18 protein-coding genes are annotated in these 19,226 nt (G+C 64.5%); 11 read left to right on the top strand and 7 right to left on the bottom strand.

Annotation, left to right across the window (positions count from 1 at the left end; genetic code table 11):
* The first annotated feature begins 61 nt into the window (after window positions 1-61).
* Genes BFN03_RS13865 through BFN03_RS13850 form a run of 4 tightly spaced genes read left to right on the top strand, consistent with a single transcriptional unit; the run spans window position 62 to window position 3,123 of the window.
* The gene (locus BFN03_RS13865; protein ID WP_070380925.1) at window positions 62-1,516 is read left to right on the top strand and encodes an NCS2 family permease; all 1,455 of its coding nucleotides are present in this window, start codon (window positions 62-64) and stop codon (window positions 1,514-1,516) included.
* A gap of 33 nt (window positions 1,517-1,549) precedes the next feature.
* Window positions 1,550-1,981: a MarR family winged helix-turn-helix transcriptional regulator gene (locus BFN03_RS13860; protein WP_070379489.1), complete on the top strand. Its 432-nt coding sequence runs from the start codon at window positions 1,550-1,552 to the stop codon at window positions 1,979-1,981.
* Window positions 1,982-2,008: 27 nt separating this feature from the next.
* Window positions 2,009-2,815: a TrmH family RNA methyltransferase gene (locus BFN03_RS13855; protein WP_070379488.1), complete on the top strand. Its 807-nt coding sequence runs from the start codon at window positions 2,009-2,011 to the stop codon at window positions 2,813-2,815.
* 2 nt (window positions 2,816-2,817) lie between these two features.
* Window positions 2,818-3,123 carry a DUF2537 domain-containing protein gene (locus BFN03_RS13850; RefSeq protein WP_070379487.1) on the top strand — a complete coding sequence of 102 codons (306 nt, stop codon included), beginning with the start codon at window positions 2,818-2,820 and terminating at the stop codon, window positions 3,121-3,123.
* A 15-nt stretch (window positions 3,124-3,138) separates the two neighbouring features.
* On the opposite strand, the gene BFN03_RS13845 is transcribed toward BFN03_RS13850, so the two are convergent.
* The 4 genes from BFN03_RS13845 to BFN03_RS13830 all read right to left on the bottom strand — a co-directional run bounded on the left by BFN03_RS13845 (window position 3,139) and on the right by BFN03_RS13830 (window position 7,378).
* Window positions 3,139-3,885: a DUF6928 family protein gene (locus BFN03_RS13845; RefSeq protein WP_070379486.1), complete on the bottom strand. Its 747-nt coding sequence runs from the start codon at window positions 3,883-3,885 to the stop codon at window positions 3,139-3,141.
* A 76-nt stretch (window positions 3,886-3,961) separates the two neighbouring features.
* The gene (gene sepH, locus BFN03_RS13840; protein ID WP_070379485.1) at window positions 3,962-4,819 is read right to left on the bottom strand and encodes a septation protein SepH; all 858 of its coding nucleotides are present in this window, start codon (window positions 4,817-4,819) and stop codon (window positions 3,962-3,964) included.
* 271 nt (window positions 4,820-5,090) lie between these two features.
* Window positions 5,091-6,212 (bottom strand): phosphoserine transaminase, encoded by a 1,122-nt coding sequence (gene serC, locus BFN03_RS13835; protein ID WP_070379484.1) that lies wholly within the window; start codon window positions 6,210-6,212, stop codon window positions 5,091-5,093.
* Window positions 6,213-6,247: 35 nt separating this feature from the next.
* The gene (locus tag BFN03_RS13830; protein ID WP_070379483.1) at window positions 6,248-7,378 is read right to left on the bottom strand and encodes a citrate synthase 2; all 1,131 of its coding nucleotides are present in this window, start codon (window positions 7,376-7,378) and stop codon (window positions 6,248-6,250) included.
* 267 nt (window positions 7,379-7,645) lie between these two features.
* Between BFN03_RS13830 and pdxH the strand changes: the two genes are divergently transcribed.
* The 5 genes from pdxH (at window position 7,646) to BFN03_RS13805 (ending at window position 12,713) form a co-directional block, all read left to right on the top strand.
* On the top strand, window positions 7,646-8,320 hold the full coding sequence (pdxH, locus tag BFN03_RS13825) for a pyridoxamine 5'-phosphate oxidase (RefSeq protein ID WP_442971888.1): 675 nt from the start codon (window positions 7,646-7,648) through the stop codon (window positions 8,318-8,320).
* Window positions 8,317-9,576, top strand: a complete 1,260-nt coding sequence (locus BFN03_RS13820; RefSeq protein WP_070379482.1) for an MFS transporter — start codon at window positions 8,317-8,319, stop codon at window positions 9,574-9,576. The genes pdxH and BFN03_RS13820 overlap by 4 nt, the downstream gene beginning before the upstream one ends.
* A 41-nt stretch (window positions 9,577-9,617) precedes the next feature.
* Complete coding sequence (locus BFN03_RS13815; protein ID WP_070379481.1) at window positions 9,618-10,580, top strand: aldose 1-epimerase family protein; 963 nt, start codon at window positions 9,618-9,620, stop codon at window positions 10,578-10,580.
* 427 nt (window positions 10,581-11,007) lie between these two features.
* A complete protein-coding gene (locus BFN03_RS13810) occupies window positions 11,008-12,303 on the top strand; it encodes a citrate synthase (protein ID WP_084385624.1) in 1,296 nt (431 codons plus the stop codon).
* A 47-nt stretch (window positions 12,304-12,350) separates the two neighbouring features.
* On the top strand, window positions 12,351-12,713 hold the full coding sequence (locus BFN03_RS13805) for an FKBP-type peptidyl-prolyl cis-trans isomerase (RefSeq protein ID WP_070379480.1): 363 nt from the start codon (window positions 12,351-12,353) through the stop codon (window positions 12,711-12,713).
* 38 nt (window positions 12,714-12,751) lie between these two features.
* On the opposite strand, the gene BFN03_RS13800 is transcribed toward BFN03_RS13805, so the two are convergent.
* Both BFN03_RS13800 and BFN03_RS13795 read right to left on the bottom strand, forming a co-directional pair.
* The gene (locus BFN03_RS13800; RefSeq protein ID WP_070379479.1) at window positions 12,752-14,107 is read right to left on the bottom strand and encodes a sensor histidine kinase; all 1,356 of its coding nucleotides are present in this window, start codon (window positions 14,105-14,107) and stop codon (window positions 12,752-12,754) included.
* Complete coding sequence (locus BFN03_RS13795; RefSeq protein ID WP_070379478.1) at window positions 14,104-14,817, bottom strand: response regulator transcription factor; 714 nt, start codon at window positions 14,815-14,817, stop codon at window positions 14,104-14,106. Before BFN03_RS13795 ends, BFN03_RS13800 begins: the two co-directional genes overlap by 4 nt.
* Before the next feature lie 102 nt (window positions 14,818-14,919).
* Here BFN03_RS13795 and BFN03_RS13790 point away from each other — a divergent pair, with 102 nt between their 5' ends.
* Both BFN03_RS13790 and BFN03_RS13785 read left to right on the top strand, forming a co-directional pair.
* Window positions 14,920-15,837 (top strand): mechanosensitive ion channel family protein, encoded by a 918-nt coding sequence (locus BFN03_RS13790; protein WP_070379477.1) that lies wholly within the window; start codon window positions 14,920-14,922, stop codon window positions 15,835-15,837.
* A 42-nt stretch (window positions 15,838-15,879) separates the two neighbouring features.
* Window positions 15,880-17,220: a cryptochrome/photolyase family protein gene (locus tag BFN03_RS13785; RefSeq protein ID WP_070379476.1), complete on the top strand. Its 1,341-nt coding sequence runs from the start codon at window positions 15,880-15,882 to the stop codon at window positions 17,218-17,220.
* A gap of 40 nt (window positions 17,221-17,260) precedes the next feature.
* On the opposite strand, the gene BFN03_RS13780 is transcribed toward BFN03_RS13785, so the two are convergent.
* Window positions 17,261-19,180: a propionyl-CoA synthetase gene (locus BFN03_RS13780; protein ID WP_070379475.1), complete on the bottom strand. Its 1,920-nt coding sequence runs from the start codon at window positions 19,178-19,180 to the stop codon at window positions 17,261-17,263.
* Window positions 19,181-19,226: the final 46 nt, after the last annotated feature.

Raw genomic sequence — 19,226 nt, 5'->3', positions numbered from 1 at the left:
CCTAATCTCCATGGGCGGTGCGCGACTTCAGGCCGCGATTTCAGGCGAGGAATTGGGAATTATGGGTACGACTCCAAGACTGCTCGACAACTACTTCAAGATCACCGAGCGTGGTTCGACGGTAGGCACGGAGATCCGCGGTGGAGTGGTCACGTTCGTAGCGATGGCGTACATCGTTGTGCTCAATCCCCTCATCCTCGGCAGCTTCTCCCCGGAGGATGCCGCCGCGAAGACCGATGTGCTCGGCAATATTCTCCCCGTGGACCAGTTGGCCGCCGTCACGGCCCTGGTGGCGGGGTTGATGAGCATCATCTTCGGCGTTGTCGCCAACTATCCCTTCGCCATCGCGGCGGGCCTGGGCATCAACAGCCTCCTCGCCGTGACGATCGCGCCGCAGGTCACCTGGCCGGAGGCGATGGGGCTCGTGGTCATCGACGGTGTCATCATCGTCGTACTGGCGCTCACCGGATTCCGGACCGCCGTGTTCAACGCGATTCCGCCCGAGCTGAAGTCGGCGATCGCCGCCGGCATCGGCATGTTCATCGCTTTCATCGGTCTCGTCGATGCCGGGTTCGTGCGCCGCATCCCTGACGCCGCAGGGACCACCGTCCCGGTCGGCCTGGGTATCAACGGATCGATCTCCTCATGGCCGACCGTCACGTTCGTGTTCGGTCTTCTGCTGATGGGCATTCTGGTGGTGCGCAAGGTGCGCGGTGGTCTGCTGATCGGCATCGTCGTCACGACCGTGTTCGCCGCGATCATCGAGGCTGTGGCCGGCGTCGGACCGTCGCTGGGTGTGAACCCCCAGGGCTGGAATCTCAGTGTCCCGGATGCTCCTAACGTGCTGGCCGAACTTCCTGACCTCAGCCTGGTCGGCGAGGTCAGCCTCTTCGGTGCCTTCACGCGTATCGGTGTCCTCGCAGCCAGCCTGCTGGTCTTCACCTTGGTGTTGGCGAACTTCTTCGATGCCATGGGCACGATGACCGGCCTCGGCAAGGAGGCCGGCCTCACGAACGAGAACGGCAACGTCCCCAACATCGGACGCGCACTGGTCGTCGAGGGGGCGGGAGCAGTCGTCGGTGGCGGTGCTTCGGCGTCGTCCAACACGGTGTTCGTGGAGTCCGCGTCGGGTATCGCCGAGGGTGCTCGCACCGGACTGGCGAATGTGGTGACGGGTGTGCTGTTCCTGGCCGCGATGTTCCTCACCCCGCTGTATGAGGTCGTGCCGATCGAGGCAGCGGCCCCGGCGCTGGTCGTGGTCGGTGCAATGATGATCAGCCAGGTTCGCGACATCGACTTCACCAAGTTCTCGATGGCGTTGCCCGCGTTCCTCACCATTGTCGTCATGCCGTTCACGTACTCGATCGCCAACGGTATCGGCGTCGGATTCATCTCCTGGGTTGCCCTGAACGCCGCAGGTGGTGGCATCAGAAAGATTCATCCCTTGATGTGGATTGTGTCGCTGCTTTTCGTGGCCTACTTCGCGGTCGATCCAATCACCAACGCGTTAACGTAAACGCACGCCCGCCGGTCCCGTATTGTCAGTGCAGTGACCACGGAAACCCGAGCACTCGCCAGCGACCTCTCCCTGGCTGTCGTGCGCCTCACCCGCCACTTGCGTGGACGGCGCGCGGATGCCCAGGTCTCACTCACTCAGTTGTCGGCCCTGGCCACCCTCTCGCGTGAGGGGGCAATGACTCCGGGCAGTCTCGCCGCCAAGGAAAAGGTCCAGCCACCCTCGATGACCCGTGTCATCGCCTCGCTGGTCGAGCTGGGTCTGGTCGAGCGTGCACCGCACCCTACAGACGGGCGACAGATAATCGTCACTCTCACGGACTCGGGACGCGCGCTGATCATCGACGAGACCCATGCCCGCGAAGTATGGATGAACGAGCAGTTGTCCGGGCTCGACGAGGCGGAGTTGAAGGTTCTTCGTGACGCGGTCGGCATCATCACATCCATCGTCGCCGATTCGGAGTAAACCCCGCGCATACGGCACGATGGACCGGTGGTTCACGTCATCGACACGCCGGATCCGGCCGACAGCAGGCTGGACGACTTTCGCGATCTCAACTCGTCGGATCGTCGCCCAGACCTTCCCTCGGGGAAGGGCTTGGTAATCGCGGAGGGCGTGCTGGTCGTACAGCGAATGCTGGCGTCTCGGTTCGACCCCATCGCTCTGCTGGGTGTCGATCGGCGGCTCGAGGAACTCGCGGTCGACCTCGAAGGTGTGGATGTGCCGTTCTACCGGGCTACAGCCGAGGTCATGGCCGAGGTCGTCGGGTTTCATCTCAACCGGGGTGTGCTTGCGGTGGCTCGTCGTCCCGAGCCCCTGGAGTTGGCCGATGTGCTCGGCAGTTCCAAGACGGTCGCGGTGCTCGAAGGAGTCAACGATCACGAGAACCTGGGTTCGATGTTTCGCAACGCCGCGGGCCTCGGTGTCGATGCGGTGGTGTTCGGCAAGGGGTGTGCCGATCCGCTGTACCGGCGAGCCGTACGGGTCTCGATGGGACACGTGCTGCGAATTCCGTTCGCCCATACGGTGAAGTGGCCGCACGACCTGGAGACGCTAAGGGAGCGAGGTTTCCAGTTGATCTCGTTGACCCCGAACCCCGCGGCGGTGACGTTGGCGGAGGCGATGGTGGGCGAGAAGGTGGCGTTGCTGCTGGGCGCGGAAGGCCCCGGCCTCACCGAGCACGCCATGCGGGCCACGGACATTCGCGCACGCATTCCGATGGCACCAGGAACGGATTCCCTCAATGTCGCGACCGCGGCGGCCATGGCGTTCTATGAGCGCGTCCGAACAGGTGGGTGAGGATGGGGCACCCGCACGCCCAGTATCAGGCGCATTCGACCGATCAGCCGGCGAGAACTCCGTGGTTCACCGGACTCGTGGTCGCGGGGTTCTCGGCAGCACTGGTGTTCGTGGCGGTCGTCGCCTTCGGTTCCCAACTCGCCCGCATCAACGTGGTGCTTGCTGTTGTTCTCGAAGTCGTTGCAGTGGTGGGGTTCGCGCCGTCGGCGTGGCGACTGCGACGAGTCCCGATCTGGCGCTGGCTTGTGTACGGCGCGGCAGCGGGGGTTCTCGGCGGGTGGTTCGTGATGCTCGTCGGCGCCGCATAGCGCGGGCGGACTCGATCAGAAGCCGAAGTACCGCCGCAGCGGCGCGCGTTTGCGGGTGTCATGCGCCGGTGAGGACCCATTGGTAGTAGCGCCCACGGTTTCGGTCTCGGGACTTACGCCCGGATGGTGAACCACGAACCCGAGCACTGTGATGCTATCCGGATCGACCAGGGTGTCTTCGGATGAGCCGGCGTATGTAAATCCCAGCCACGCCTGGTTGGCTCCCTCGGCGAAGTGCTGGGGGTGGAATGGCAGCGATTGCGGGTCCGGAAGAACCTCTGGGGGGTGCTGCATCGGAAAGTCGCCCGCCCAGAAGGGCTTCTCCCACACCAGAGGGACACCGAGATCTTCGTGGATGTGGACCGGTGTCGCGCTGAACGACCTCGTCAGGATTCCCTCATCCCACATTGCGAACGAGCCCCACGAGATATCGGGCTTGGAAGCCACGTAGTAGGTCTTCGCGGATCCGGTAGGGCGGATGTGCGTCTCGGGCAGGGTGGACGGCCTCGGAACCGCGAGATCGATTCCGCACACCACCGAGATGCCCGGAAAGCACCCGATGTGGACGGTTCCGGTCGCGCCGAGAGTAGCGGCCTCAGACAGTGGAACCGAGCCGGTCGGGGTGGATTCCATGGTGGGGAAGAGGCGGGCGGTGAGTTGCGCTGCAGCCTCTGGATCAGGCTGGGTACGGGTGCCCAGAACGGCGGCCGGCTCGGGAACGTCGGTGTACCAGATCGTCGATACCTTCGGCCACACGATCATCCCCCTCTTCCGGTATCTGCCTGAAAGAGTACGAACCTCCGCTAGCTCACTGTTGCTAGTTCACTTTCCTGGGCGATCAGCGTCCGCTGCTGCGCACACCAAGGAGGACATCGTCCCAGGAGGGAAGAGCGGGCTTGCCGCGCCTGTCCTTGTTGTTCGTCTGGTGCGGTGCGATCTTGGGGGCCTCGACTTCTTCCGAAGATTCGGAATCGTCCTCGGCTTCTTCGGCTTCCTCGGCCTCGATGATCTCTTCCCGCTCGATCGACGGCACCGGCACCTCGGCGGGGAACTCGGCGAGCTCGAGTTGTTCCGACTCATCTGAAGCCACGGGTGCCAAACCACGCAGGGGGCGACCGAAGTCAGGGTCGATCAGGTCGAACGCGGTGTCGTCGAGCGCGATGATGGTGCCGCCGTGTGCGTCCGGCTGATAGCGCCAGTGAGCGGCGTTGGTGGTGCGCCCGGCCTGCCACTGCAATTGGGCGACCCAGTGATTGTCCTCGTCACGCCACGCGTCCCACGTCGCTTCCTCGACGTTGTGGCCGCGTGCGCGAAATGCTTGCGTCACGATCTCGGAGAGAGTGGATACGGCGGGTCCGTTCTCACGCACCGGGTGGCCGCCCTGGGCCATCTCGGCTGCACGGGAACGTTCGAGCAGAACCGGATAGGCGAAGCGTTCCACCTTCGACAGGGGGACACCAGCCTCTTCGGCTACCTGTTCGACGGAGGCGCCGGCACGGATGCGGGCCTGAATTTCACGAGGTCTGAGCTGACTGTCCATTTGAATCTCAATCTGGCCGAGTCGAGCGATGTCCCCGCTGGATGCGGCGCGGAGTTTGTCATCGGCTGGAAGCCGGAATCTTTCGCCGGTACTGGCATCAGCGCACACGACGTGCGAACCATCGGGCTCGAGACCGATCACTCGAAGCTCTCGCACGTTGACCTCCTCATCGCGCCGGCTCGCGATTATTGTGCCGGCGCCAACTGTAATTCATTCGTGACCGCTTGTGCAGCAAGACACGCGCGACTATATCGCGACCCGAGGTCAGGCGGTCGCCGCGCTTCGTCGTTTCGCGACCGGACACGACGGATCACCCGAATGCCGTCAGTCCCCCACACCGGGAGTGCGGGGGACTGACGAGGACTTACTCTCGGCTCAGCCGAGGTGGATTCAATTTCGGCACAGCCGAGTTGGATTCACGTTCGGCTCAGCCGAGTTGCGAGACGACCCAGTCGATGCTCTTCGTCAGTTGTGAGACGTCCTCGGGATCGATGGCCGGGAACATACCCACGCGTAGTTGGTTGCGGCCGAGCTTGCGGTACGGCTCGGTGTCGACGATGCCGTTCGCGCGGAGGATCTTCGCAACCTGGGCCGCGTCGATCTTCTCGTCGAAGTCGATGGTGCCGACCACCTGGGACCGATGTGCCGGGTCCGCGACGAACGGTGTGGCGTACTCGCTCGCTTCGGCCCATTGGTAGAGCCGCGAAGACGAGTCCTCGGTGCGTGAGGTGGCCCAGTCGAGGCCGCCCTTGGCGTTCAGCCAGTCGATCTGGTTGGCGAGCAGCAGCAGAGTCGCGACCGCCGGTGTGTTGTACGTCTGATCCTTCGAGCTGTTGTCCACGGCGATGGGCAGCGACAGGAAGTCAGGAGTCCAGCGACCCGATCCCTTGATCTCCTCGACACGCTCTAGGGCCTTAGGGCTCATCAGAGCGATCCACAGGCCGCCGTCGGCAGCGAAGCACTTCTGAGGTGCGAAGTAGTACACGTCGGCGTCGGCGATGTTCACCGGCAGTCCACCGGCGCCTGAAGTGGCATCGATGGCGACAAGCGCGTTCTCCGAGCCGGCCGGACGCGAGACGGGAATCGCGACGCCGGTGGAGGTTTCGTTGTGCGCCCAGCCAATTAGATCCACAGAGGGGTCCGACACCGGCTCGGGTGCGCTGCCCGGGTCTGCGGATACGACGATCGGGTCCCCGATGAACGGGTTCTTCTTGGCAACCGAAGCGAACTTGGAGCTGAACTCACCGTTGGTGAGATGCAGCGACTTCTCACGGATCAGGCCGAAGGCGGCCGCATCCCAGAACGCGGTGGTGCCACCATTTCCGAGTACCACTTCGTAGCCGTCGGGGAGGGAGAACAGATCGGCGAGTCCGGACCGTACGCTGGCGACCACGTCCTTGACGGGCTTCTGGCGGTGGCTGGTGCCGAACACCGAGGAGCCGACCTCGACCAGGGACTGAAGCTGTTCGGGGCGAACCTTGGAGGGGCCGCAGCCGAATCGTCCGTCTGCGGGCAGGAGGTCTGCGGGGATGATCGGTGTGGGGGTCATAGCTTCTCTCTATTGCTCGAGATTCGAAGATGCGGTCAGCTGGGGTGGGTGATCTGGTCCCAGCCTTCGACGGACTCTGCAGAGCGAGGTCCGGGTCCGGTGTAGATGGCGGCGGGGCGGACCAGTTTCCCGAGACGCTTCTGTTCAAGGATGTGGGCGCACCAACCGGCAGTGCGGCCACAGGTGAACATCGCGGGCATCATGTGCGCGGGTACCTCGGCGAAGTCGAGGATGACCGCAGCCCAGAACTCGACATTCGTCTCGATTGCGCGGTCGGGACGACGCTCGCGCAGTTCGGCGAGGGCTGCCTGCTCGAGCGCGGCGGCCGCCTCGAAGCGGGGCGCGTTCAGGCGTTTGGCCGTGGCCCGCAGCACCCGGGCGCGGGGATCTTCGGCCCGGTACACGCGGTGACCGAAGCCCATCAGCTTCTCTTTGCGGTCGAGGATGCCTTTGACCACTGCGCGTGCATCGCCGGATTTTTCGGTTTCCTCGATCATGGGTAGCACGCGGGCGGGGGCGCCGCCGTGCAGTGGGCCCGACATCGCACCGATCGCACCCGACAGTGACGCGGCGACGTCGGCGCCGGTTGAGGCGATGACGCGGGCGGTGAAGGTGGAGGCATTCATTCCGTGCTCGGCGGCCGAGACCCAGTAGGCGTCGATGGCTTCGACGTGGGCGGGGTCGGGTTCGCCCTTCCAGCGGACCATGAACCGCTCGGTGACGGTTGCGGACTGATCGATTCGCGCCTGCGGGACAGCGGGCTGGTGGATGCCGCGCGCGGACTGGGCGACATAGGACAGAGCCATCACCGAGGCGCGGGCGAGGTTCTCGCGGGCGGTGACGTCGTCGATGTCGAGCAGCGGTTCGTAACCCCAGATGGGGGCCAGCATCGCGAGCGCGGCCTGGACGTCGACACGTACGTCGCCGGTGTGCACCGGCAAGGGGAACGGTTCGGCCGGCGGCAGGCCGGCACCGAAACGTCCGTCGACGAGCAGAGCCCAGACGTTGCCGAAGGTGACGCGCTTTGCGACGAGCTCTTCGATGTCGACCCCGCGGTAACGCAGCGCCCCGCCGTCCTTGTCAGGCTCGGCAATGTCGCTGGTGAACGCGATCACGCCCTCCAGTCCGCTGACGAAATCATCCGGTATTGCCGCGCTGGTTGCCATAGCTCGTGGACTCTCCTCGTTCGAGTGCCCCCGTCAGAGCGGCACTGTCTCGGTGTTCGACTCATTGCGCCGGGCGCACCTGCGGGTTCGGCAGGCACTTCTCCTCCGGACAATCGACCTTTCCACCCAGGCATCGCGCTGTCGCGGCTGCAATCCGAGGCAGGTCCGGTCACCAAAACTCTAGCCGGTGTCACCGAAGAGTTGATCAGTGCATTCCCGGGAGTAGCGTTCCTCTCTGTGTCTTCAGATGCTCAGCCGCCGAAACCGGTGGACAAGGACCTAGCCGCCATGCGCATTGCCTACGGGTATCAGGGCCTCGGTGGACGGTACGACGAGTCTGATCTCGACGTCGACGAGTTGAGTGACGGCTGGCTGCCGCTGATGCGCCACTGGATGGAGACGGCCGTCGAGGCCGGGATACCCGAACCCAACGCGATGACGCTCGGGACCGTCGACGCGCAGGGGCATCCGTGTACTCGCACGGTCCTCTGCAAGGGACTGAGCGCCGATGGTGTGCTGTTCTTCACCAACTACGCATCGGACAAGGCCCGTCAGCTAGCGGCCGTGCCCTACGCATCTGCGACGTTCCCGTGGGTACCGATCGCGCGGCAGATCACCGTCCGTGGTCCCGTCGAGCGAGTCAGCGCCGAGGTCACGGACGAATACTGGCACAGCAGGCCCCGCGGATCCCGCTTGGGCGCGTGGGCCTCCGAACAGTCGCAGCCGATCGGCTCGCGGGCCGAACTGGACAAGGCACTACGCGATGTGGCCGAGCGGTTCGGTGTCGATGTCGACATCCCCGTGCGGCCGAACTGGGGTGGCATCCTGATCAAACCTGAGGTCGTCGAGTTCTGGCAGGGTCGTGCCAACCGGATGCACAATCGCATCCGGACCTCGCGGGCCGATGATGACGGTTGGATCGTCGAGCGCCTGCAACCGTGAACCGGATACTGGCGGACACGACTCCTCTCCAAAACCGTGATTACCGTCGGTTGTGGCTGACCGGAATCGTCACCGTCATCGGTGGGCAACTCAGTATCGTCGCCGTGCCGCAGCAGGTGTACGAAATCACCCGCAGTTCGGCGTACGTGGGTCTGACGGGCGTGTTCGCGCTGGCGCCGCTGCTCGTGTTCGGGTTGTGGGGCGGCGCATTGGCCGATGTCATGGACCGCCGCACACTGCTGACGTTGACGACGGTCGGGCTCGGTCTCACCTCGGTGCTGTTCTGGATTCAGGCCGCGCTGGGTATGAACAATGTCTGGTTGGTCTTCGGATTGCTTGCGGTGCAACAAGCTTTCTTCGCCGTGAACCAGCCCACGCGCAGCGCCATCATCCCGCGACTGATCCCGGTGAAGCAGTTGGCCGCAGCCAACTCGCTGAACATGACGGTGGTGCAATTCGGTGCCATCGCCGGGCCGCTGCTGGCCGGGGTGATGATCCCGACGGTCGGGTTGCCGACGCTGTATCTGGTCGATTCCATTGCCCTGCTCGCCACACTGTGGGCGGTGCTGCGCCTTCCCCCGATTCCGCCGACGGGCCACTCGCGGCGAGCTGGGCTTCGCGAGGTGTTCGACGGCTTCGCCTACCTCGCGACGCAGAAGGTGCTGCTCGCTTCGTTCGTCGTCGACATCATCGCGATGGTGTTCGGTATGCCGCGAGCGTTGTTTCCACAGATCGCGAACGATACGTTCGGCGACCCGGCCACCGGTGGCTTCGCGCTCGGCCTACTGTTCGCAGCAATGTCCGCCGGTGCCGTGGTCGGTGGAGTGTTCTCCGGGTGGTTGCCCAGAGTCCATCGTCAAGGTCGTGCCGTGGTTGTGTGCATCGTCTTGTGGGGTCTGGCAATGGTCGGGTTCGGAGTGGTCGTGGGGGTCGCGGCCCCGGGAGACAGTCCGATCCTGTTGTGGGCGGCTCTGGCGTTTCTCGCGTTCGGAGGTGCTGTCGACATGATTTCTGCCGCGTTCCGGAGCGCGATGCTGCAAGCGGTCGCCACGGACGAGATGCGTGGACGGCTACAGGGTGTCTTCATCGTCGTGGTCGCGGGTGGGCCCCGAATCGGCGACGTGTTGCACGGCGCTGCGGCGGCAGCGGTCGGAACGAGTGTCGCCGCCGCGGGTGGTGGCGTGCTCGTCGTGATCGGGGTGGTGATTGCGGCGGCCGCATTCCCCGCACTGATGCGCTACCGGGTCAGCCGTTAGGTTCCTGTGCGCCATCACATATTTCGTGCACACTGAACTGCATGGGAATAGCGAAGTTGCCGAGGCCGGACAGTCCTGCCGCGGCGGCCTTCGAGATCCGGGGAGGCGGCTATCGGGCAGACATCGCAGTAAAGGGGGCCGGGCTCCGGCAACTCGAACTCGACTGCCCCGAGGGGCCGATGGCACTCAGCGAGACGTGGGAGATCGGGACGCGCCCACCGCTGTCGGCCGGGTTGATACTGGCGCCGTGGCCCAACCGGATCCGAAATGGCCGTTTCACTTTCGACGGGATCGAACATCAGCTAGAGATCACCGAACCTGGGTTCGACAATGCGATCCACGGATTTGTCCGGTTCACGGATTGGAGCGTCGTGAACCACGCCGACGACCGGATCGAATTGGCGATCGACGTCCGCCTCCACAAGGGGTGGCCGTACCCGGTCAGGCTGACCGTCGACTATGCCCTTGATTACGACGGACTTACTGTGACGCATACCGCGACCAACACCGGCGCCATCCCGGCTCCGTTCGGGATGGGGTTTCACTCATTCGTCCGGGTGGGCGACTTCCCCCTCGACGAATGCACTCTCCGGTTGTCCGCCGGCACCCGGGTGCCGCTCGATGAACGCATGCTCCCGAACGGAGGATCGCAACCCGTGGCAGGTACCTACTACGACTTCACGAGTCCGCGCAAGCTCAAGAGCGTGGCCCTCGATACCCCGTTCAGCGCGCTCGACGTCGATGTGGACGGCAGGTCTCGGCACGAATTGCGCGCACCCGACGGCTCCGGAACCGTTCTGTGGGCAGCCCGTGAATTCGGTTGGCTGCAGGCGTTCGTTGCCGACCCCGACGCGGGTAGGCCGTACCCCGGCCGAGGGCGAGCGCTGGCGCTCGAACCCATGACGTGTCCGCCCGATGCCTTCAATTCCGGTATCGATCTACTCGTGCTCGACCCGGGGCAGAAGTGGACCGGGCGCTGGGGCATGGCCGCAATGGGTCGTTGAGCGGTGGCGTTCGGGCTGTGGGTGCCCACCTGGTGGGACGAGAAGTGGCCGGTTGCGGCGGGGCCGACGGGTTCCTCGGGGCTCTTCTTCGGTGCTGGCGGGGTCGAGGAAATGTCGGCTCGTCAGGGCCCGCCACGTGGAGGCCCGATGTGCGTCCTGTGCCCGCCGGCCGGTATCGGTGCAGGTGACAAGCCCCGCGCAGTCTCTTGCAGCAGGCCGCGTTCGTGTGCGTTCTCGTGTCACGCGAGCAATTCGGACGCCGTTCGAACACCCGCTGGGCGCATTCTTCGTGGTCGTCGCGCGTCGGGCGAACGAGCCCGCTCGCACGCTCCGGGCAGACCCTCCCTCGGCGCGCGGGCCGTGGAGCGACTAGTTTCTACCTGAATGAAGTTGTTACTCATTGGTTTGAGCTTGAGAGGGATGCTTCGTGCCTGACAATGACACAAAGCCCACGCTTACCTACCCGGGTGGTGAGCACACGATGTCCATTGCCAGGGCAACCGAGGGCAATGACGGAATCGAACTGGGCAAACTGCTTGCTGGTACCGGGTACACCACCCTGGACCCGGGCTTCGTCAATACGGCCTCAACCAGCTCGGCGATCACCTATATCGACGGTGAGCACGGAATTCTCCGTTATCGCGGCTACCCCATCGAGCAGCTGGCCGAGAAGTCGACATTCATCGAGGTCAGCTACTTGCTGATCTACGGTGAGCTGCCGACCGCGACGGAACTCGAGACGTTCACCAACCGGATTCGGCGACACACGCTGCTGCACGAGGATCTCAAGAGATTCTTCGACGGGTTCCCACGGAACGCGCACCCGATGCCGGTTCTGTCCAGTGCGGTAAACGCTTTGTCCGCGTACTACCAGGATTCCCTCGACCCGTCCGACCCGGACCAGGTCGAGCTGTCGACGACCCGCCTTCTGGCCAAGCTGCCGACGATTGCGGCGTACGCGTACAAGAAGTCTGTCGGTCAGCCGTTCCTGTACCCGGACAACTCCCTGAATCTGGTGGAGAACTTCCTGCGGATGACCTTCGGGTTCCCCGCGGAGCCTTACGAGATCGATCCCGAGATCGCCAAGGCTTTGGACATGCTGCTGATTCTGCACGCCGACCACGAGCAGAACTGCTCGACGTCGACGGTGCGGCTGGTCGGCTCCTCCGACGCCAACCTCTTCACGTCCATTTCCGGCGGCATCAACGCACTCTGGGGCCCGCTGCACGGTGGCGCCAACCAGGCTGTTCTCGAGATGCTCGACGAGATCAAGGCCAGTGACAGCACCGCCGCCGACTTCGTCCGCAAGGTCAAGAACAAGGAAGACGGCGTGAAGCTCATGGGCTTCGGGCATCGCGTCTACCGCAACTACGACCCTCGCGCGGCGATCGTCAAGAAGACTGCACACACGATCCTCGACAAACTCGGTGGCGACGACGAACTCCTCGACATCGCAATGGCCCTCGAAGAGGCGGCGCTTACCGACGACTACTTCGTCGAGCGCAAGCTGTACCCGAATGTCGACTTCTACACCGGTCTGATCTACCGCGCGATGGGCTTCCCGACCCGCATGTTCACTGTTCTGTTCGCGATCGGCCGCCTGCCGGGATGGATTGCGCACTGGCGTGAAATGCATGAAGATCCAGCTACGAAGATTGGTCGCCCGCGCCAGATCTACACCGGCTACACCGAGCGCGAATACAAGGACGCTGCAAGTCGCTGATCGCGAGCCAACGTGCCGAACATCATCGCCCTGACCAAGGAGCACACATGAGCAAGCCCGAGATCGATTTTCAAGAGGGGCCCCCACCGACCGACCTGACCATCAAAGACCTGGTGGTTGGTGAAGGTGCGGAGGCTGTTCCGGGGGGCACTGTCGAAGTCCACTACGTCGGCGTCGATTTCGAGTCCGGTGAGGAGTTCGACTCTTCCTGGAACCGCGGAGAGTCGATCCAGTTCCCACTTCGCGGGCTCATCAAGGGATGGCAGGACGGAATTCCCGGTATGAAGGTGGGCGGACGTCGCCAGCTCACCATCCCGCCGGAACTGGCCTACGGTCCCGCCGGCGCCGGCCATCAACTGTCCGGCAAGACCCTGGTGTTCGTGATCGACCTTCTGGACGCGAGGGCATAGAACTTTCTGCAAGGAACTTTCTGCAAGAAGACCCTGCCTCACCTCTCTGGTGAGGCAGGGTCTTCTTCGTTTCGTATCGTCAGCGCCGGACCGGTGTGAAGTTCGACGACCAGTCGAGCGCCGCCGAGCGGGCTGGTCTCCAAGAAAGCACTGCCGTTGTGTAGGGCAGCCTGCTGGGCGACGAGCGCCAAGCCCAGCCCGGACCCGCTTGTGGTGGCGTTGGAGCCTCGGTGGAACCGTTCGAAGACAGCTACCCGTTCGGGTTCGGGTACACCCGAGCCGTTGTCGTCGACGATGAGTGTGGCCCCCCTGCTCGAGCCGCGCACCGTGATCTTCACCGTGCTGGCGCCGCCGTGCCGGACGGCGTTCTTGATGGCGTTGTCCAGAATCAGGCGAAGGCCGCCGGGCATTCCGCGCACCGTGATCGGGGGTGCGTCCACCGTCACCTGTAGCCCGGGGTGGTGTCGCATGGCGTCTTCGGCCGCGAGGTCGCCGATGTCGACCAGGTCGCAGTTCGCGAAGTCCTGGTCGGTGGACAGTTCGCCGCGGGCCAGCCGCTCGAGATCCGACAGTGTCGATTCCACCCGGTCTTGCGCGCGCGCCACGTCTCGGAGGATCTCGTCCCGCTGCGAGGGCGTCAACTCGTGAGTGGTGAGGACCTCGAGGTCGGTACGCATGGCGGTGAGCGGCGTTCGAAGCTCATGTGCGGACACGGCCGCGAAGTCGCGCGCAACCGACAAAGCGGCGGTAGTCGCTTGCTGCGCGTCGGCGACGTCCCTCAGCATCGATTCGGCGGCCGCGGCGAGCTCATCCGCCTCCCGGACACCGGACGAGGCAGGTGTCAGTTCGGGTTCGCGGCGCACGATGCGGCCCGTCAGGTCCTCGAGCGGACGCACCGCACGCCCGCCGAACAACCATCCGAGACTGCTCGCCGCGGCGATCGCCAGAACGCCGACGAGGGCGACTTGGCGTTGCTGTTCGGAGGTGATGTCTTGGGCCTCCGAGTACGGAACGGCCAACGAAATGCGGGTGTCGAGGATCGGCACGGTCGCGGTGAACGCCCGGTACTTCGTGCCGTTCACCTCGACCGTCTGCCATCCGGGGTCGAGTTCGGGTAGCTGTGTGGGAGTGCTGACGAGCACGGTGTCGCCGCTGCCTGAACGGATGGTGATGGCGAACGCGCCGTAGTCACCTATCGCGCCGAGGAATAGTCCGGCGGTGGCCGCATTGGGGACCAGTACATCCGACGCCGATTCCAGCCGCCGGTCGAGTTGCGAGAGGTTGTTGCGGTTGATCGCCAGCGACACCAGGACCCCCAGCGCCACCACGATGATCGTTGCTCCGAGTGCAGTGGCGGCCGCCACGCGGGTGCGTAGCGAGAAGGAGCGCTTCACGACGGTTCCCGCAGCACGAACCCTACGCCCCGGACCGTGTGGAGGATGCGCGGCTGATCGCCGACTTCGAACTTGCGTCGGAGGTAGCCGACGAAGACGTCCACCACGTTGGTGTCGGCAACGAAGTCGTAGCCCCATACCAGTTCCAGGAGGCGCTCACGGCTCAGGACGATGCCGACGTTGCGGGCGAGGACTTCGAGTAGCTCGAACTCCCTCTTGGTCAGTGTGATTTCCTCGCCTGCCATGAAGACCCTGCGTGCAGACAGGTGGATTTCGAGTGCGCCGATGCGGATCGGTGGAGGTGCAGGTGAGTCGCTGGGCGCCGCTGTGGTTCCGGGCCGGCGCAGCATCGCGCGGATTCTCGCGACCAACTCGGCGAGAACGAAAGGCTTGACCAGATAGTCGTCGGCCCCCGACTCGAGACCTGAGATGCGGTCGTCGACGGTGTCGCGTGCACTGAGCACGCAGATGGGGATGTCATTGTTCATCGCGCGCAACGCCGTCACGACGCCCGTACCGTCGATGACCGGCATGTTCATGTCCAGCACCATCGCGTGGGGTCGCTGTTCGTTGACTACTCGCAGGGCGTCCGCTCCGTCGACCGCCGTGAGAACGGTGAATCCGGACAAGCGAAGGCCGCGTTCGAGGGATGTCCGCACATCCTCGTCGTCGTCGACCACGAGGACGGTGGCTGAGTCGCTGATGGTCACCCTTGCATTGTGCCGTGGGAACGACCATCGGGTGCGCGGATGGCCACCCTACGAAGCGCAACCAACCTGGGATGTTCGGTCCCGTCCGTATACTTGCCCGGGATGTATTCTTCGCTGCAAGCCTTCGAACTGACCGAAACAAGCCGTGACTGGCTCATTCACAGGCCGATGCAGATCGCGATCTATGTGTTGTTGGCGTTCGTTCTCCGCTTCATACTGCATCGGTTCATCGACCGCATGACACGCAAGCGGGCTCCGTCGGACACCCCCGCCTTGCTGAAACCACTACGTGATCGCGCGCCACGCGGGGTCAAAGAAGGCATCGTCAACGAACGCCGTGCCCAGCGCGCGACGACGATCGGCTCGGTTCTCAAATCCACCGTCTCGATTGTGATGCTCGTCTGGGCGATATTGCAGATCCTCGAGATCCTCGGGGTCAACGTCACCCCGTTCATCGCCTCCGCGGGGGTTGTCGGCGTTGCACTGGGATTCGGTGCTCAGAATCTCGTTCGGGACTTCCTTTCCGGCATCTTCATGCTCCTCGAGGATCAATACGGCGTCGGGGACGTGGTCGATCTCGGTGAGGCGACCGGCACGGTGGAATCGGTCGGTCTACGCGTGACCACGATTCGCGATATCAACGGGACGTTGTGGTACTGCCGCAACGGCGAGATCTTGCGCGTGGGCAACATGAGCCAGGGGCACGCGGTTGCGGTGGTCGATCTGCCGATCTCGCACTCGGCGAACGTGCACCGTGCCTGCGAAGTGGCACTGGCCGCCGTCCTCGAGGCCGCCGAAGATGCCGCGATCGCGGACGACATTCTCGATCCGCCCGAACTGCTGGGCGTGAACTCCGTGACAGCTGCATCGGTCACATTGCGCATCACCGCACGGGTGAAGCCCGGCCGTCAGTGGGCGGTGCAGCGTGCACTCACCCGGGCAGCGCTCACGGCGTTCGAGAACGAGGGAATAGAGGCCCCGTTCCTGTCGATGCTGCCCTCGACACGACCGGACATCTGATACCGCCCGATTCCTGGTACTTCACTCGGTAACGTCAGGCGAGTGGACACGGCCCTCGTCTGGTTCCGGCGCGACTTGCGCCTCAGGGATCTGCCCGTGCTGAACGCAGTAGCGGAGGCGGGCGCCCGTGCGCTCGGCCTGTTCGTCCTCGATGAGAGGCTGCTGAGGCCCGCGGGTGAGGCGCGCATGCGTTGCCTGTTCCGCAGCCTCAGCGAACTGAACGAACGACTCGAGGGCAGATTGCTTTTGGTGGAGGGTGATCCCGTCGATGTCGTGCCCGCGGTCGCGCGGGAGGTGTCGGCATTCGAGACTCATGTGAGCGCCGATTTCGGCCCCTACGGACGTGAGCGTGATGCGGCCGTAGCGGAGCGTATCCCGCTGGTTGCCACTGGCTCCCCGTACGCAGTGGCACCGGGAACGGTCGGCAAGACGAACGGGCAACCGTATCGGGTGTTCACCCCGTACTTCAGGAAGTGGCTGGGGCACGGGTGGCAGATGCCGGCCCGGACCGGGCCCGAGACCGTCGAATGGCTGAACCCGGACGAGGTGCCGGTCCGGCGGGCGACGATCCCCGTACCCGGACCCGGCGGGTGCACCGCAGGCGAGGTGTCGGCACTGAAGCGGTGGGCGGAGTTCCGCGAAGACGGTCTCGCCGATTACGCGAAGATGCGGGATCGGCCCGACCTCGATGCGACGAGCAGGATGTCGGTCTTTCTCCGATTCGGCAACATTCATCCGCGGACGATGCTTCACGACCTGGCGAGCAGCCGGGATAGGGGCGCCGAAATGTACCGGCGACAGCTGGCGTGGCGAGATTTCTACGCCGACATCCTGTTCCAACGCCCGGACAGCGCCCGCGGCAACTACGACCGCCGCTTCGATCACATCCGCTACGACAGCGGGCCTGACGCAGAGCAGGCATTCAGCGCCTGGTGCGAGGGCCGCACGGGGTTCCCGATCGTCGATGCGGGAATGCGGCAACTGAATGCGGAAGGGTGGATGCACAACAGGGTGCGGATGATCGTTGCGTCGTTCTTCGTGAAAGATCTGCATTTGCCGTGGTGGCGCGGTGCAGGTTATTTCATGAAACACCTCGCTGATGCGGACCTGGCCAACAACCAGCACGGATGGCAGTGGACCGCGGGGTCGGGTACTGATGCGTCGCCGTACTTCAGGATCTTCAACCCGACGACTCAGGGGGAGAAGTTCGACCCGGACGGTGAGTACGTGCGTCGGTGGGTACCCGAGTTGCGTGGCGTTCACGGAAAGGCTGTCCACGCCTTGCCGGACGGTCGGCCTGAGGGCTATCCACCGCCGATCGTCGACCATGCCCACGAACGGCAGGAGGCTCTCGCTCGCTATGCCGAAATCAAGGGCCTGTGAGGCGAGTTCGATGGGACGATGCGGCGGCGGACCACACAGGTCAGCTGCGCAGTTGCTTCTCCAAGATCTCGAGCACCGTGGTGTCCTCGATGGTGGACGGCACCGTGTATACGTCCCGGTCGACGATCTGGCGCACAGTCTTGCGCAGTATCTTGCCCGACCGCGTCTTCGGTAACGCCGGCACGACAGTCACGTCACGGAACGCAGCGACGGCTCCGATCTGATCGCGCACCATCGCGACCAGTTCACTGCGCAGAGTGTCGGGATCAACGTCGGCGCCTGCCTTGAGCACCACATAGCCGCTGGGCCGCTGCCCCTTGAGCTCGTCCCGGATTCCGACCACCGCGGACTCGGCAACGGCTGGGTGCCCGGCCACGACGGCCTCGATGCTTCCCGCCGAGAGTCGGTGTCCGGCAACGTTGATGACGTCGTCGCTCCGGCCGAGCACGAAGACGTACCCGTCCTCGTCGATATACCCCGAATCGCCGGTGAGGTAGTAGCCGTCGAACGCCGCTAGGTAGGCCCGCGTGTATCGGTCCGGGTCGCGCCACAGCCCGGTGAGCGCTCCGGGTGGCAGGGGGAGCGCGATCACGATTTGTCCCTCGGTGCCAGCGGGTAGGGGATTGCCGTTGTCGCCCAGCACTTCGACCCGGTAGCCGGGTACCGGAACGGTGGGGGAGCCGGGCTTGATCGGCATCGGTTGCAGGCCGAGCAGGTTCGCACAGATCGCCCAGCCGGTTTCGGTCTGCCACCAATGATCGACCACGGGCCGGTCCAAAATCTTCGTCGTCCAGGCGTACGTGTCGGGGTCGAGGCGCTCACCGGCGACGAACAACGCCTTCAAAGAGGAGATGTCGTACTTTGCAACCTCTCGCGCGTCCGGATCTGCCTTGCGGACGGCCCTGATCGCCGTCGGCGCGGTGAACAACGCCGACACGCCGTGATCGGAGATGACCCGCCAGAACGCGCCAGCGTCCGGGGTTCCGACCGGTTTGCCTTCGTAGAGTACGGAGGTGGCGCCGGCCAGGAGAGGGCCGTAAACGATGTAGGAGTGGCCGACCACCCAACCCACGTCGGAGGCGGTCCACCACACGTCGCCGGGGCCGATGTCGTAGATGTTTTTCATCGACCACGTCAGCGCGACCGCATGCCCGCCGTTGTCGCGAATGACGCCTTTCGGCTTCCCCGTGGTGCCGGATGTGTAGAGGATGTACAGCGGATCCGTCGCGGCTACCGGAACAGGCTGCGCGGGTGAAGCGTCCGCGATCAACGTATCCCAGTCGAACCATGTGGCCGCACTACCCCGATAGTCGGCCGCCGAGCCGGGGATCTGCTCCCTAGCCTTGACGATGACCGTGTGTGGAGGGGTCGCTGACAACTCCAGCGCCTTCTCCACCATCGGTAGGTACTCGACGATGCGCCCCGGTTCGAGTCCGCCCGATGCGGTTACCAGCACTACCGGGCCTGCGTCGTCGATACGCGTCGCGAGTTCCTTTGCAGCGAACCCGCCGAACACGACCGAATGCACCGCACCGATACGCGCGCACGCGAGCATGGCGATGGCCGCCTCCGGGATCATCGGCATATAGATGATCACTCGATCGCCGGTGGCCACACCCCGCTCGGTGAGGACTCCCGCGAACCGGGACACTTCATCGAGCAACTGTGCGTACGAGTATGTGCGGGAGGCGTCCGGGGCCATTGCAGAGTCGTAGATCAGCGCCGCGCGGTCACCGTGTCCGTCTCGTACGTGCCGGTCGAGGGCATTGAAGCAGGTGTTCAGGGTCGCGCCGGGGAACCATCGGTACGTCGGGGCGGCGGAGGCGTCCAGGGCGCGCGTCGGTGGCTTCTCCCACTCCACGGCCTCGGCCGCACCGAGCCAGAACTTCTCGGGTTGCTCGATGCTCTCGCGGTAAACCTCCGCGTAGCTGCGGCCCGAGTGCCGGGTCGTGGAGTTCATCGATGTCCTCTCGCCGCACGGTTTGTGATGTGGGACACCCTATGTG

Source organism: Rhodococcus sp. WMMA185, assembly GCF_001767395.1.
Classification (GTDB): Bacteria; Actinomycetota; Actinomycetes; order Mycobacteriales; family Mycobacteriaceae; genus Rhodococcus_F.
This window is presented reverse-complemented; position numbering and strand designations above follow the sequence as displayed.

Excerpts from the sequence above, each read along its gene's own strand:
- BFN03_RS13865 (WP_070380925.1), top strand. The coding sequence starts at position 62 with ATGGGTACGACTCCAAGACTGCTCGACAACTACTTCAAGATCACCGAG.
- BFN03_RS13850 (WP_070379487.1), top strand. The coding sequence starts at position 2,818 with ATGGGGCACCCGCACGCCCAGTATCAGGCGCATTCGACCGATCAGCCG.
- BFN03_RS13845 (WP_070379486.1), bottom strand. The coding sequence starts at position 3,885 with ATGATCGTGTGGCCGAAGGTATCGACGATCTGGTACACCGACGTTCCC.
- serC (WP_070379484.1), bottom strand. The coding sequence starts at position 6,212 with ATGACCCCCACACCGATCATCCCCGCAGACCTCCTGCCCGCAGACGGA.
- BFN03_RS13830 (WP_070379483.1), bottom strand. The coding sequence starts at position 7,378 with ATGGCAACCAGCGCGGCAATACCGGATGATTTCGTCAGCGGACTGGAG.
- BFN03_RS13815 (WP_070379481.1), top strand. The coding sequence starts at position 9,618 with ATGGGAATAGCGAAGTTGCCGAGGCCGGACAGTCCTGCCGCGGCGGCC.
- BFN03_RS13805 (WP_070379480.1), top strand. The coding sequence starts at position 12,351 with ATGAGCAAGCCCGAGATCGATTTTCAAGAGGGGCCCCCACCGACCGAC.
- BFN03_RS13790 (WP_070379477.1), top strand. The coding sequence starts at position 14,920 with ATGTATTCTTCGCTGCAAGCCTTCGAACTGACCGAAACAAGCCGTGAC.
- BFN03_RS13780 (WP_070379475.1), bottom strand. The coding sequence starts at position 19,180 with ATGAACTCCACGACCCGGCACTCGGGCCGCAGCTACGCGGAGGTTTAC.